We start from the raw sequence: 12,780 nt of genomic DNA, 5'->3' as shown, positions 1-12,780 counted from the left end.
CCCGGTCGGTCGGTTGATCGGCCGGGTGGTTACTGTGCAGTCACTTAGCATCGCTCTGTCGACCGCACGCATCGGAGGCACTCCATGGCTTCGCCCGACCAGGACCTCGGTCCGGTACTCGACAAGGACGGCGTACGGCTCACCGTGGACGACGCGCTCGCCACGGTGACGCTGACCAACCCGGCCAAGCGCAACGCGCAAAGCCCCGCTCTGTGGCGCGCGTTGGGCGAAGCCGGGAGGCTCCTTCCGGGGTCGGTCCGGGTCGTCGTGCTGCGTGCCGAGGGCAAGTCCTTCTCGGCCGGGCTCGACCGGCAGGCGTTCACGCCCGAGGGTTTCGACGGCGAGCCGTCGTTCATCGACCTCGCGCGTGGCAGCGACGCCGAGCTGGACGCGGCCATCGCCGAGTACCAGGAGGGCTTCACCTGGTGGCGGCGGAGCGACATCGTGTCCATCGCCGTGGTGCAGGGGCATGCCGTCGGGGCGGGCTTCCAGCTCGCACTCGCCTGTGACCTGCGCGTCGTCGCTGACGACGTGCAGTTCGCCATGCGCGAGACCAGCCTGGGACTGGTGCCGGACCTGACCGGTACCCATCCACTGACGGGGCTGGTCGGCTATGCCCGGGCGCTGGAGATCTGCGCCACCGGGCGCTTCGTGCTGGCCGAGGAAGCGGTGAGCACGGGGCTGGCGAACCTCGCGGTGCCCTCGGACCAGCTCGAGGACGCGGTACGGGACCTGGCCTCGGCGATCCTGGCCGCGCCCCGGGACGCGGTGATCGAGACCAAGGCGTTGCTGCAGGGTGCGCAGGACCGTACCTACGAGGAGCAGCGCAGCGCCGAACGGGCGGCCCAGGCGCGGCGGTTGCGGGACTTGGCCGGCCTCGGCGAATGAGCCCAATGAGCCCTCAGCCGACCGCGGTCACCAGCACCGCCACCGTCGGGTGATCCGGTAGCGCCTTCTCCACCTTCACGCGGACCGCTCGGGCCACATCCAAGGCCCGGTGGTCCGCGCCCACCGCCAGCTCCAGGCGCACGTGCCGGCGTGGCAGGGCGCCGGTCGCGTCCTGCCGTTCCTCGATGTGCACCGGCCTGCCCAGGATGCCCGTCAGACGGGACACGCCCGGGACGCTCAGCGCCGCGCCTGCCGCCCGGCCCTCGTCGCTGTCGCCGTCGCCCCGCGGCTCGGCGGGGGCCGGCTCCGGGGGCCGTACGGGAAGGGACCCCGGCTCCCCCTCGTCTTCGTCCGGTTCTTCGTCCAGCAGAGCCGTCACCCGCAGGTCGACCTCCGCCACGGCCAGTCCGAGGCCGTCCGCCGCAGTCGCCACAAGCGCACGCAGTCGCTCCGCCGTCGTGGGCAGCGGCTCGGACGCCGTGGCGGCGAACTCCGCCGTCACCCGCAGCGGGCCCGGGGGCAGGGCGCTCGGCGGAGGCGGTACGGCGGGGTCGTGCGCGTCCTGAGGATCCGCGAGCCCGATCCGCAACCGGCCCAGGCGCGCACCCCGCATGTCCCCGGCCGCGCGCCGCAGCACCGAGCCGGCCGCCTCCTCCGTGATCCACGCCCCGTCGCGCGCGCCGCCCAGCGGCAGGAATCTGCCGAGCCCCAGCTGATGCCGTACGGCCTGCGTCCACCGGTCCACCGTCATTCCTCCAGCCTGCCGCATCGCGGGCGCGCGATCGCGCAACCCCGCTTACCTTGGTCGAAGGACGACGATGCGAAGGGACGTAGAGCCATGAGCGACGTGACGGATCGGAACCGGACGAGGAGCCCCGAGGGCGAGATCGAGACGCCGGTGCAGACCCGCAAGGCCGTCAAGCGCGGCAGCGGCGACCCGGCCGGCCGGGGGCGGACGACCATTGCCGACGGAGTCGTGGAGAAGATCGCCGGGATGGCCGCCCGGGACGTCGTCGGCGTGCACGCGATGGGCAGTGGGCTCAGCCGCACCTTCGGAGCCGTGCGGGACCGCGTCCCGGGCGGGGCGAAGTCGGTGACGCGCGGGGTCAAGGTCGAGGTCGGTGAGGTGCAGACCGCGCTCGACCTGGAGATCGTCGTCGACTACGGCGTGGCGATCGCCGATGTGGCCCAAGCTGTGCGGGAGAACGTCATCGCGGCGGTGGAGCGGATGACCGGCCTCGAAGTCGTCGAGGTCAACATCGCGGTGAGTGATGTGAAGCTGCCGGAGGAAGAGGACGAGGAGCCGGAGACCCGGCTCCAGTGACGCGCACCACACCGAAGATCTGATGAGCTGAGGAGCGCACCATGAGCAGGGCCGTGGTCGGCATGATCGCCGGAATGGCGCTGGGCTTCGCCGGGTATTTCGGCGGGTTCGGCGCCTTCCTGCTGGTGGCCGCCCTGGGAGCCGTCGGGTTCGTCGTCGGCCGGTTCCTGGAGGGGGACCTGGAGCTCGGCGACCTCTTCCGTACCCGTGACGACCGGCGTGACCGGCGGCGATGACGTCCGTGAGCAGCGGGGCCGAGGAGCTCCGCAGACCGCCGCCTGTCGTTGCGCCGGGCGAGCGCGGCGCAACGCGGATCGCCGACCGGGTCGTCGCGAAGATCGCCGGACAGGCGGCGCGCGAGGCCGTCGGTGAGCTGCCCGCCGAGGCCGCGTCCCCGCACGCCACCGTCGTCGTACACCACGAGACCGCCAGGGTCCGCGTGCACCTGGAACTCGACTATCCCTGCGACATCGGCGCCCGGTGCCGTCGGGTGCGTCGTCATGTCGTCGAGCGGGTAGGCGCGTTGGTGGGCATGGAGGTGCTGGAGGTCGCCGTTCAGGTGGAGCGGCTGCATCCGGCACAGGCGCACGGTGTGGCACAGGGGAGGACGCGATGAGCGAGTCCCAGGATTCCGAGGGCGCCGAGCGCGCCGAGGGCACCACACAGCGACTGCCGGTCATCGAGAAGGCGGCCGACACCGGCGGGGGCACCGGCGGTGAGACAGCCGGGGAGACAGGCGGGGCGTACGAGGCTCCACCTGTCCCGGCCGGCGAAGAAGACGCGGCCGGCGGCAGCGGCCGTTTCTGGTCGGCGCGCCGCGTCCCCGCGGGCATCGTGGCGCTGCTGCTCCTGCTCGTCGCGGGCGCCTTCCTGTACGACGTCGCCGCCGTGCGCGCGGACCGGGACGCCCTGGCCTGGCGCCGGGAACTGGCCCGGCAGCTCGCCGAGCGGCCCCTCGACGACATCTGGGTGCTCGTCGGCGCGGGCGTAGCCGCGGCCCTCGGCCTGTGGCTGATCGTGCTGGCCGTCACGCCCGGCCTGCGGGCCGTACTGCCGATGCGGCGCACCCACGCCGACGTCCGCGCCGGGCTGCATCGGGAGGCGGCCGCCATGGTGCTGCGCGACCGGGCCATGGAGGTGGCCGGCGTGCAGTCCGTACGGGTGCGGATGGGCCGCGCGCGGGCCGAGGTCCGCGCGCTCTCGCACTTCCGCGCACCGGACGACGTACGCGCCGACCTGGACGCCACGCTCGCCGAGGCGGTCAGCGGGCTGGGGCTGGCCCGGCCGCCCGCGCTCACGGTGCGTGTGGCACGGCCCGACCGGAAGGGGTGACTGCGATGCTCAGGACCGTCAACCGTGTGCTTCTCGGAGCAGTCGGCCTCGTGCTCGTCGTCCTCGGTGGCTCCGTGCTCGCCGTGGGGCTGGGCGCCGCGGCACCCTCGTGGTGGATCCACGACGGACGGCACGACGTGCTGCTCTCCGATGCCGAGCGGACCCGGTGGCGGGACGACGGCTGGTGGTGGCCGACCGTGCTCGCCGTGCTCGCGGTCCTCGTGCTGCTCGCCCTGTGGTGGCTGACGGCGGTCCTGCGCAGGCACCGACTCGCCGAGGTACTCGTCGACACCGGCGACGGCGCGGGCGCACTGCTGCGGGGGCGGGCACTGGAGGACGTACTGGCCCGGCAGGCGGGCGAGTTGGACGGCGTCGCCCACGCTCACGTACTGCTCACCGGCCGGACCGGCGCCCCCGAGACCCGGGTACGGCTCCGGCTGCAACCGCACGTGGATCCCGGAACGGCGCTGCACGACCTCGCGACGGTGGCGCTGGCCCACGCCCGCGATTCGGCGGGACTGGCGTCACTTCCGGCGGAGGTCCGACTGCACGAGGTCAAGCACCGCGCGGAGAGGGTGAGTTGAGGCGTTCGGGCCGCCTGATGCCCCTGGTCCGTCCGGCCGCCTGGTCCGTCCGGTCCGCCGGTGCGCCTGGTCCGTCCGGCCCGCTTGGTCTGACCGACCGCCCGATTCGTTCGGCCCGGCCAACCGGCCCCGCCCGGCCCGCCTGGCCTGCCCGGTCCGCCCAAGCGCCCCCCCGCCCGGTCCGCCCAATTGCCCCCGCCCGGCCCGTCCGACCGCCCGACCGTCCGGTCCGCTGGTCTGCCTGGTCTGCCTGGTCTGCCCGACCGCCTGGGCCGGCTGGTCCGTCCGGTGCGCCGGTGCGCCTGGTCCGTCCGGTGCGCCTGGTCTGTCCGACCGCCCGATTCGTTCGGCCCGTCCGACCGCCCCCGCCCGGTCCGCCTGGCCTGCCCGGTCCGCCCAAGCGCCCTCCGCCCGGTCCGCCCAATTGCCCCCGCCCGGCCCGTCCGACCGCCCGACCGTCCGGTCCGCTGGTCTGCCTGGTCCGCCCAACCGCCCGGTCCGCCGGTGCGCCGGTGCGCCTGGTCCGTCCGGTCCGCTGGTCTACCCGACCGCCCGATCCGTCCGACCGCCCGATCCGTCCGACCGCCCGATCCGCCCGACCGCCCGGCCCGCCCCCGCCCAACCGCCCCGACCGCCCCGTCAGCCCGACCGCCCCGCCGATCCGCCCGGCCCGCAGGTCAGAACCCGTGCCGTATCCCACCGTCCACCGGCACCATGATCCCCGTCAGATAAGAAGCCGCCGGCGACAACAAGAACGCGGCCGTTCGCCCGAACTCCTCCGGCAGCCCATACCGCCGCAACGGAATCCGCGCCACGTACGCGGCCCGAGTCGCCTCAGGATCGGCGGACAGCCGGTCCAGCTCCCGCACGCGATCCGTGTCGATCCGGGCCGGCAGCAGCCCCACGACCCGGATCCCCCGCGGCCCCAACTCGTCCGCCAGCGACTTCGCGAACCCGGCAAGCCCCGGGCGCAGCCCGTTGGAGATGGTCAGCCCCGGAATCGGCTCGTGCACCGACCCGGACAGCACGAACCCGATGACCCCGCCCGCCTCCAGCTCGGCCGCCGCCGCCCGCGCGAGCCGAACCGCACCCAGGAACACCGAGTCGAACGCCGCCTGCCACTGCTCGTCCGTGTTGTCGGCGACGAACCCGGGCGTCGGCCCGCCGACGCTGACGAGGATGCCGTCGAAACCCCCGAAGTGCTCTCGCGCGGCGGCGATCAGGCGCGCGGGCGACGCGGCGTCGGCGTTGTCCGCGGCCACCCCGACCGCGTTCGCGCCCAGCGCGGAGGCCGCTTCGGTGACGCTCTTCTCGTCCCGCCCCGTGATGATCACCTTCGCGCCGTCGGCGACGAGCTCACGCGCGGCGGCGTTGCCCAGTCCGCGCGTGGCGCCGGTGACGACGTACACCTGGTCCCTCAGTCCAAGATCCATGGCCCCTATCCTGCCTCGTCGTCCCCGAACAGGGCGAGGGCCGTGTTCACCAGACCGATGTGACTGAACGCCTGCGGGACGTTGCCCAGCTGGACGCCCGCCCCGGGGTCGTACTCCTCGGACAGCAGCCCCACGTCGTTGGCGAGGCCGACCAGCCGTTCGAACAACTCCCGTGCCTCCTTCGTACGGCCCGTCATGTGCAGCGCGTTCGCGAGCCAGAACGAGCACGCCAGGAAGGTGCCCTCGCCGCCCGGCAGCCCGTCGACGTCGGTCTCCTCGGCGCTGTAGCGGTGCACCAGGCCGCCGTGGCCCAGCTCGTCGCGGACCGCGTCGATGGTGCCCACCACGCGCGGGTCGTCGGGCGGCAGGAAGCCGACGCGGGGGATGAGCAGCAGCGAGGCGTCGAGCTCGCGCGAGCCGTAGTACTGCGTGAAGGTGTTCCGCTCGGCGTCGTAGCCCTTCTCGCACACCTCCTGGTGCACCTCGTCGCGCATCGCGCGCCAGCCCTCCAGGTCGCCGCGCAGCTTCGGGTGCGTCTCCAGCGTGCGTACGGCCCGGTCGGCGGCCACCCACACCATCACCTTCGAGTGGACGAAGTGCCGGCGGCCCCCGCGCACCTCCCACAGTCCCTCGTCCGGTTGCCGCCAGGCCGACCGCAGGAACTTCATCAGAGCGACCTGCAACGCCCAGATGTGCGGCTCGGCGGACAGGCCCGCCTTCCGGGCCAGCGACAGCGAGTCCATGACCTCGCCGTACACGTCCAGTTGGAGCTGTTTCACCGCCGCGTTGCCGATCCGTACGGGCGTCGAGCCGGCGAAGCCGGACAGCCACGGCACCTCGGACTCGGGCAGCCGCCGCTCGCCCGCCAGGCCGTACATGATCTGGAGGTCGGCCGGGTCGCCGGCGACCGCGCGCACCAGCCAGTTCCGCCAGGCCTCGGCCTCCTCGTCATAGCCGCACGACAACAGCGCGCCCAGGGTGAGGGTGGAGTCGCGCAGCCAGCAGTAGCGGTAGTCCCAGTTGCGCACCCCGCCGATCTCCTCGGGCAGCGAGGTGGTCGCGGCGGCCACGATGCCGCCGGTGGGCGCGTAGGTGAGGGCCTTGAGAGTGATCAGGGAGCGCACGACGGCGTCCCGATGCGGGCCGTCGTAACGGCAACGGGACGCCCACGCCTGCCAGTCTCCGACGCTGGTCTCCAGTGCCTCGTACGGGTCGACCAGCGGCGGGCGTGGCTCGTGCGACGGGTGCCAGGTGAGCACGAACGCGACCTTCTCGCCCTCTGCCACGGTGAACTCCGAGTGCGTGCCCATGTCCTTGCCCCAGGTGCGCACCTCGGGCTCGCTGCGCAGCCACGCCGAGTCGGGTCCCGCGACGGCCACCCGGTGGCCGTCGGTTCTGCGCACCCACGGCACGACCGAGCCGTAGTCGAAACGCAGCCGGAGTGTGCTGCGCACGGTGACCCGGCCGCCGAGGCCTGCCACGACGCGTACGAGGTCGGGGGCGCGGTCGCGCTGCGGCATCAGGTCGGTGACGCGCACGCTGCCCTCGGCGGTCTCCCAGTCGGTGTCGAGGACGAGCGTGTCGGGGCGGTAGGCGCGGCGGGTGCAGGGGCCCGCGGCGCCCTTGGGGGCGATCCGCCAGTGGCCGTTCTCCTCGTCGCCGAGGAGCCGGGCGAAGCAGGCGGCCGAGTCGAAGCGGGGCAGGCAGAGCCAGTCGACGGAGCCGTCGCGGCCGACCAGGGCCGCGGTCTGTTCGTCGCCGATGAGGGCGTAGTCCTCGATACGGGGATGCACCCAGAGCGGGTTCCCTGCGGGCCGACGGGGCAATCAGGGGTGGGGCCGGGCGAGTGACGCATGGCTCACGCCGCCGCCGGCGCCCGAGAAGATCACGCCCGGATCCGACGGGGCCTGGTTGAGGACCCACAGGCCGATCAGCGTGGCCAGGGCGAAGACGACGGTGATCAGCACGGCGAGGACGAGCCGGCGCCGGCGTTCACGGCGCAGCCACTCGCCACGGGCCGTGCGATAGGCGTCGGGGGCGGCCCGCACCCCGCCGGCCAGCGCCTCCAGGGCTTCGCGCAGCTCCCGTTCCGTGCGTTGCGGACTGGTGCCACGCGACCCAGTCACATCTCGATGCGTCATCGCCGGGCCTCCATCGCCTGAGTGAGAGCGGCGAGGCCGCGTGCCGTATGGGTTTTGACGGAACCAGAGGAGATGCCCATCGCGGCGGCGATCTCGCTCTCCTTCAGTCCGAGCCAGTGCCGCAGCACGAGCGCCTCGCGCTGCCGGGCCGGCAGATGCTGGAGCGCGCCGATCAGCACGCGCTGGTCGTCGCGGAGCAAGGCCGTGCTCTCGGCTGAGGCCACGGCCTCGTCGGGGAGCATCGGCGGGTTCTCCACGTGTCTGCGGGCGACTTGGAGGTGGCGTATCCGCATCCGGGTCAGATTGCACACGGTGGAGCGCAGATAGGCCTCCGCCGCCTGAACGTCCCGCAGCCGCCGCCACTTGCGGTAGATCTGGTAGTACGCCTCGGCCACCACGTTCTCCGGGTCGTCGGCACCGAGCAGCACGGCCAGCCGCAGCATCGAGGAGTAGTGCAGCTCGAAGAGGCGGGCGAGGCCGGCCTCCCGCTCCAGGTCGGCCGGGTCGCTCACCGCGGGGGCGAGCGGCTCGGCTCGGGCGAGCGGCTCGGCCGGGCCGGCGGGCAGCGGCACCGGTGGCAGCGGCACCGGTGGCAGTGGGGTCGGTGGCAGTGGGGCCGGAGTGTTCGGTCTGCGTCTCACGGGTGGTTCGCTCCCGTCTCGGGGCGTCGTCTCACGGTCAGACGCGGCGGCAGGTCGGTCGTGTCGGCGCCGCGCGGGACGCCGAGGCGTTCGAAGGCCGCGGTGCAGGCCACCGCGACGGTCAGATTGAGCAGCAGGGCGGCGAGCCCGGCGTAGATCTCCAGCGGTCCGGCGCCGGTGTCGAGGGGCACGATCGACGAGAACCCCTCGCGCACCACCAGGAACGTCCCGGCCACCATGCCCACGGCCCATCCGGCGAGCAGCGCCCGGGGGTGCAGCCGCCCGGTGAACAGCCCGACGGCCACGGCGGGGAAGATCTGCAGGATCCACACCCCGCCCAGCAGCTGGAGGTTGACGGCGTCCTGGTCGCGCAGCCCGAACACGAACGCCACCGCCCCCACCTTCGCGGTGAGCGACACCGCCTTGGCGATGCGCACCTGCCGCTTGGGGGTGGCCGTCGGGTGGACGTACTCGACGTATACGTTCCGTACGAAACTCGTCGCCGCGGCGATCGACATCACGGCGGCCGGAACGAGCGCGCCGACGGTGATCGCGGCGAACACCAGCCCGGCCAGCGGCGCCGGCATGAGCCGGTCGACCAGCATCGGCACGGCGGCCTCGGCGCTTCCCCGCGGGGCCCGCACCCCGGTGGCGAGTGCCGCGATGCCGAGGAAGCCGAACAGCGCCAGCAGTGCCGTCCAGGCGGGCAGGGCCACGGAGACCTTGCGCAGGGTGCGCGGACCGTCGGCGGCGAAGCCTGCGGTGAGCACGTGCGGGTACATCAGGAGGGCGAGCGCGGAGCCGAATGCGAGCGTGGCGTACGCGGGCTGCTGCGCAGGGGACAGGAGCAAGGGGGAGTGGGCCGCGTCCGTGCCGCCGAGGCGCCGGGCCGCGCCGTCGAACACGGCCCCGGGCCCGCCGAGCCGCTGAAGGACCAGCCAGCACACGGCGGTCAGCGACACGAAGACCGCGACCGCCTTCAGCGCCGAGATGACCGCGGGCGCGCGCAGCCCGTGGCGGTACGTCGCCACCGCGAGCCCCGCGAACAGCGCCACCATCACCAGATCACCGGCGGCGCCCCGCGGGTACATGCCCCCGGCCGTCAGCACCGCCCGTATGCCGAGCAGTTGCAGCGCCAGATACGGCATCGTCGCGAGGATCCCGGTCAGGGCGACCACCAGGGCCAGCGGCGGCGACCCGTACCGTCCGCGCACGAAGTCGGCGGCGGTGATGTAGCCGTGCCGGCGGGCCACGGCCCACAGCCGGCTCAGCAGGACGAAGGCCAGCGGACAGACGATCACCGTGTACGGCACCGCGAAGAAGGCGGCCCCGCCGTTGCCGTACGCCAGCCCCGGTACGGCGGTGAAGGTGTACGCGGTGAAGATCGTGCCGCCGAGCAGCAACCAGGTCCACACCGGGCCGAGGCTGCGGTCGGCCAGCGCCCAGCCCTCCAACGAGGGCAGCCGGTCGTTCGGACGCAGGCGGCGTGCGGTCACGGCGAGCAGCGACGCCCCGCCGATCACGGCGAGGAACGTCGCGGTCATGGCGCCGTCGGCCATGGGTCACCGTCCTTGGTGTGTGCCCTCGACCGTTGGTTGCGCGGGCGGCCGGATCGGAGGACAGAGAACCGGCGGGAAATCCTCTGGAAATTCCCTGTCAACCAGTCCCGGCGGGTGGGCAACTCTTGCACAGACCACCAGCGAGCGGGAGAGGAGCGCAGGTCATGGCACGGACGGGACACCCCCGGCTACGGCGCGTCGCCGTCGCCCTGCTGCTCCTGGCGCCCGCGGCGGGGCTGCTGTGGGTCCCCCTGTACGCCGGTGCGGGTCCGCGACTTGCGGGGACGCCGTTCTTCTACTGGTACCAGCTGGCCTGGGTACCGGGCTGCGGTCTGTGCCTGCTCGCCGCGTACGCGCTGACGCGCGACCACCCTCACCGCTGATCCACGCGCACGTCCGTCACACACCACCCGTCACAGCACCTGTCACAGCACCAGTCACAGCACCTGTCACAGCACCTGTCACACAGTCGAGGTGAAGAGCCGTCATGCCCACATCCGTGTTGCCCGAATCCGGTCTCCCGGCGCCACAGAAGCCCCGGACCTCCCCACGGTCGGTCCTGTTGTGGACCGCCGTCGCCCTGCTCGGCGCGATCGCCTGGGGCGTCCTGGCGCTCGCCCGAGGGGAGAAGATCTCCGCGGTCTGGCTGGTGGTGGCCGCGCTCGGCTCGTACGCCATCGCCTACCGCTTCTACTCCCGCTTCGTCGTCCGGCGCGTGCTGCAGCCCGACGACCGCCGAGCCACCCCCGCCGAACGGCTGGAGGACGGCGTCGACTTCCAGCCCACCGACCGGCGGGTGCTGCTCGGTCACCACTTCGCCGCGATCGCCGGCGCGGGACCGCTGGTGGGACCGGTGCTGGCGGCCCAGATGGGATACCTGCCCGGCACTCTGTGGATCGTCGCCGGGGTGATCTTCGCCGGGGCCGTGCAGGACATGGTCGTGCTGTTCCTGTCGATGCGGCGGGACGGCAAGTCGCTCGGGCAGATGGCCCGCGACGAGATCGGCCGGGCGGGCGGCGCGGCGGCCCTGATCGCGGTCTTCGCCATCATGATCATCCTGCTGGGCGTGCTGGCTCTGGTTGTCGTCAACGCGCTGGCCCACTCCCCGTGGGGCACCTTCTCGGTCGCGATGACCGTGCCCATCGCCCTGTTCATGGGCTTCTGGCTGCACCGCATCCGGCCCGGCCGGGTCGTCGAGACCAGTCTCATCGGCGTGGCGCTGCTGCTGCTGGCGATCGTCGGCGGCAGCTGGGTCCAGAACTCCTCGCTGGCCGACACCTTCACCCTGAGCCCGACGACCCTCGTCTTCTGTCTGATCGGCTACGGCTTCGTCGCCTCCGTCCTGCCGGTGTGGATGCTGCTCGCGCCGCGCGACTACCTCTCCACCTTCATGAAGATCGGCACCATCGCGCTGCTCGCGGTCGGAGTGGTCGTGGCCGCCCCGGTGCTCAGGGCAGACGCGGTGAGCGACTTCGCCTCCTCAGGCGCGGGCCCCGTCTTCGCCGGCTCCCTGTTCCCCTTCCTCTTCATCACCATCGCCTGCGGCGCGCTGTCCGGCTTCCACGCCCTGGTCTCCTCCGGCACCACCCCGAAGCTGATCCAGAAGGAATCCCAGGTCCGGATGATCGGCTACGGCGCGATGCTGATGGAGTCGTTCGTCGCGATCATGGCGCTGATCGCCGCGGCCACCCTGGAGCCGGGCCTGTACTACGCGATGAACGCGCCGGCGGGTCTCCTGGGTGCGACGGCGGAGTCGGCGTCCCACGCGGTCGCCGGCCTCGGCTTCACCATCACCCCCGATCAGTTGACGCACGCGGCCCGGGCGGTGGAGGAGCAGAGCCTCATCGCCCGCTCCGGCGGCGCCCCGACCCTGGCCGTCGGCATGTCGGAGATCTTCTCCGGGGTCTTCGGCGGCACCGCGATGAAGGCCTTCTGGTACCACTTCGCGATCATGTTCGAGGCGCTGTTCATCCTGACGACCGTCGACGCCGGCACCCGGGTCGGACGGTTCATGCTCCAGGACATGCTCGGCAACGTCTGGAAGCCGGTCGGCCGGGTCAACTGGAAGCCCGGCATCTGGCTGTGCAGCGGACTCGTCGTCGCGGCCTGGGGCTACTTCCTCCACTCCGGCGCCACCGACCCCCTCGGCGGAATCAACCAGCTCTTCCCGCTGTTCGGCATCGCCAACCAGCTGCTCGCCGCCATCGCCCTGGCCGTGTGCACGACCGTCCTGGTCAAGTCCGGGCGGCTGCGCTGGGCGTGGGTGACGGGCCTCCCGCTGGCCTGGGTGGTCGCGGTCACCTTCACCGCGGGCTGGCTGAAGATCTTCTCCGACGATCCCAAGGTCGGCTTCTTCGCCCAGCGGACGCGGTACGCCGACGCCCTCGACGCCGGACAGGTCCTGCCGCCCGCGAAGTCGCTGGACGACATGCGCACCGTGGTGACCAACTCGACGGTCGACGGCGTGCTCATCGCCGTGTTCCTGCTGCTGGTCGCCGTGGTGATCGTCAACGCGGCGGTCGTGTGCGTGCGGGCCGTCCGTTCGCCGGGCGGGTCGGCGACCACCGAGGCACCGTACGTCGAGTCCCGCATCGAACTGTCCGAGCAGCCCGGGCAGTCGGGCGAACCCCTGGTGGGAGCCCGCTCGTGAGGACGGCTTTGCGCTGGCCTCGGGCCGTGGGCTGGGCCAGGGCCGTGCGCTGGTACCTGCGCGAGCTGACCGGGGAGGCGGAGTACGACCGTCACTGCGAGCGGCACCGGCGCCACCATCCGCAGACCCCGGTACCGACCCGGGGGGAGTACCAGGTGCTGCGCACCCGGCACCGGGAGACCCACCCGCAGAGCCGCTGCTGCTGACACGGGTCCGTCGGTCCGCCGC

General features: G+C 72.9%; 15 protein-coding genes. 9 read left to right on the top strand and 6 right to left on the bottom strand.

The genetic code is table 11. The features are described from left to right. The first annotated feature begins 84 nt into the window (after positions 1–84). A complete protein-coding gene (locus tag AB0I77_RS11080) occupies positions 85–888 on the top strand; it encodes an enoyl-CoA hydratase/isomerase family protein (protein WP_363282154.1) in 804 nt (267 codons plus the stop codon). Positions 889–901: 13 nt separating this feature from the next. Here the strand turns inward: AB0I77_RS11080 and AB0I77_RS11075 are convergent, their stop codons facing one another. Beyond that, positions 902–1,639: a nucleopolyhedrovirus P10 family protein gene (locus tag AB0I77_RS11075; RefSeq protein WP_363282153.1), complete on the bottom strand. Its 738-nt coding sequence runs from the start codon at positions 1,637–1,639 to the stop codon at positions 902–904. Between the two features lie 87 nt (positions 1,640–1,726). Between AB0I77_RS11075 and AB0I77_RS11070 the strand changes: the two genes are divergently transcribed. The 5 genes from AB0I77_RS11070 to amaP are packed head-to-tail and all read left to right on the top strand — an operon-like array spanning position 1,727 to position 4,128. After that, a complete protein-coding gene (locus AB0I77_RS11070; protein ID WP_363282152.1) occupies positions 1,727–2,212 on the top strand; it encodes an Asp23/Gls24 family envelope stress response protein in 486 nt (161 codons plus the stop codon). A 41-nt stretch (positions 2,213–2,253) separates the two neighbouring features. Beyond that, the gene (locus AB0I77_RS11065; protein WP_363282151.1) at positions 2,254–2,448 is read left to right on the top strand and encodes a hypothetical protein; all 195 of its coding nucleotides are present in this window, start codon (positions 2,254–2,256) and stop codon (positions 2,446–2,448) included. Further along, positions 2,445–2,828, top strand: coding sequence for an Asp23/Gls24 family envelope stress response protein (locus AB0I77_RS11060; protein WP_363282150.1), 384 nt, complete (start codon positions 2,445–2,447; stop codon positions 2,826–2,828). The genes AB0I77_RS11065 and AB0I77_RS11060 overlap by 4 nt, the downstream gene beginning before the upstream one ends. Then, positions 2,825–3,544: a DUF6286 domain-containing protein gene (locus AB0I77_RS11055; protein WP_363282149.1), complete on the top strand. Its 720-nt coding sequence runs from the start codon at positions 2,825–2,827 to the stop codon at positions 3,542–3,544. The genes AB0I77_RS11060 and AB0I77_RS11055 overlap by 4 nt, the downstream gene beginning before the upstream one ends. Beyond that, the gene (gene amaP / locus AB0I77_RS11050; protein WP_363282148.1) at positions 3,541–4,128 is read left to right on the top strand and encodes an alkaline shock response membrane anchor protein AmaP; all 588 of its coding nucleotides are present in this window, start codon (positions 3,541–3,543) and stop codon (positions 4,126–4,128) included. Before AB0I77_RS11055 ends, amaP begins: the two co-directional genes overlap by 4 nt. A 677-nt stretch (positions 4,129–4,805) precedes the next feature. Here the strand turns inward: amaP and AB0I77_RS11045 are convergent. The 5 genes from AB0I77_RS11045 to AB0I77_RS11025 form a co-directional block, all read right to left on the bottom strand. Beyond that, on the bottom strand, positions 4,806–5,561 hold the full coding sequence (locus AB0I77_RS11045; RefSeq protein WP_363282147.1) for an SDR family oxidoreductase: 756 nt from the start codon (positions 5,559–5,561) through the stop codon (positions 4,806–4,808). A gap of 5 nt (positions 5,562–5,566) precedes the next feature. After that, positions 5,567–7,354, bottom strand: a complete 1,788-nt coding sequence (locus AB0I77_RS11040) for a glycoside hydrolase family 15 protein (protein WP_363282145.1) — start codon at positions 7,352–7,354, stop codon at positions 5,567–5,569. A 33-nt stretch (positions 7,355–7,387) separates the two neighbouring features. Next, positions 7,388–7,702 carry a hypothetical protein gene (locus AB0I77_RS11035; protein ID WP_363282143.1) on the bottom strand — a complete coding sequence of 105 codons (315 nt, stop codon included), beginning with the start codon at positions 7,700–7,702 and terminating at the stop codon, positions 7,388–7,390. Next, on the bottom strand, positions 7,699–8,268 hold the full coding sequence (locus AB0I77_RS11030; RefSeq protein WP_363282397.1) for a sigma-70 family RNA polymerase sigma factor: 570 nt from the start codon (positions 8,266–8,268) through the stop codon (positions 7,699–7,701). Before AB0I77_RS11030 ends, AB0I77_RS11035 begins: the two co-directional genes overlap by 4 nt. A 71-nt stretch (positions 8,269–8,339) precedes the next feature. Continuing rightward, positions 8,340–9,902 (bottom strand): sodium:solute symporter, encoded by a 1,563-nt coding sequence (locus AB0I77_RS11025; protein WP_363282142.1) that lies wholly within the window; start codon positions 9,900–9,902, stop codon positions 8,340–8,342. Between the two features lie 164 nt (positions 9,903–10,066). On the opposite strand from AB0I77_RS11025, the gene AB0I77_RS11020 reads away from it, so the two are divergent. From AB0I77_RS11020 to AB0I77_RS11010, 3 genes are all read left to right on the top strand, one after another. After that, positions 10,067–10,285: a DUF3311 domain-containing protein gene (locus AB0I77_RS11020; RefSeq protein ID WP_363282141.1), complete on the top strand. Its 219-nt coding sequence runs from the start codon at positions 10,067–10,069 to the stop codon at positions 10,283–10,285. A 104-nt stretch (positions 10,286–10,389) separates the two neighbouring features. Next, a complete protein-coding gene (locus AB0I77_RS11015) occupies positions 10,390–12,552 on the top strand; it encodes a carbon starvation CstA family protein (protein WP_363282140.1) in 2,163 nt (720 codons plus the stop codon). Further along, entirely contained in the window at positions 12,549–12,758 is a 210-nt protein-coding gene (locus AB0I77_RS11010; RefSeq protein WP_363282138.1) for a YbdD/YjiX family protein, read from the top strand. The genes AB0I77_RS11015 and AB0I77_RS11010 overlap by 4 nt, the downstream gene beginning before the upstream one ends. Positions 12,759–12,780: the final 22 nt, after the last annotated feature.

Origin of the sequence: Streptomyces sp. NPDC050619 (genome assembly GCF_040654815.1) — a bacterium.
Taxonomy (GTDB): domain Bacteria; phylum Actinomycetota; class Actinomycetes; order Streptomycetales; family Streptomycetaceae; genus Streptomyces.
The sequence above is the reverse complement of the archived record's forward strand: the minus strand, read 5'-3'. Positions and strand labels throughout refer to the sequence as shown.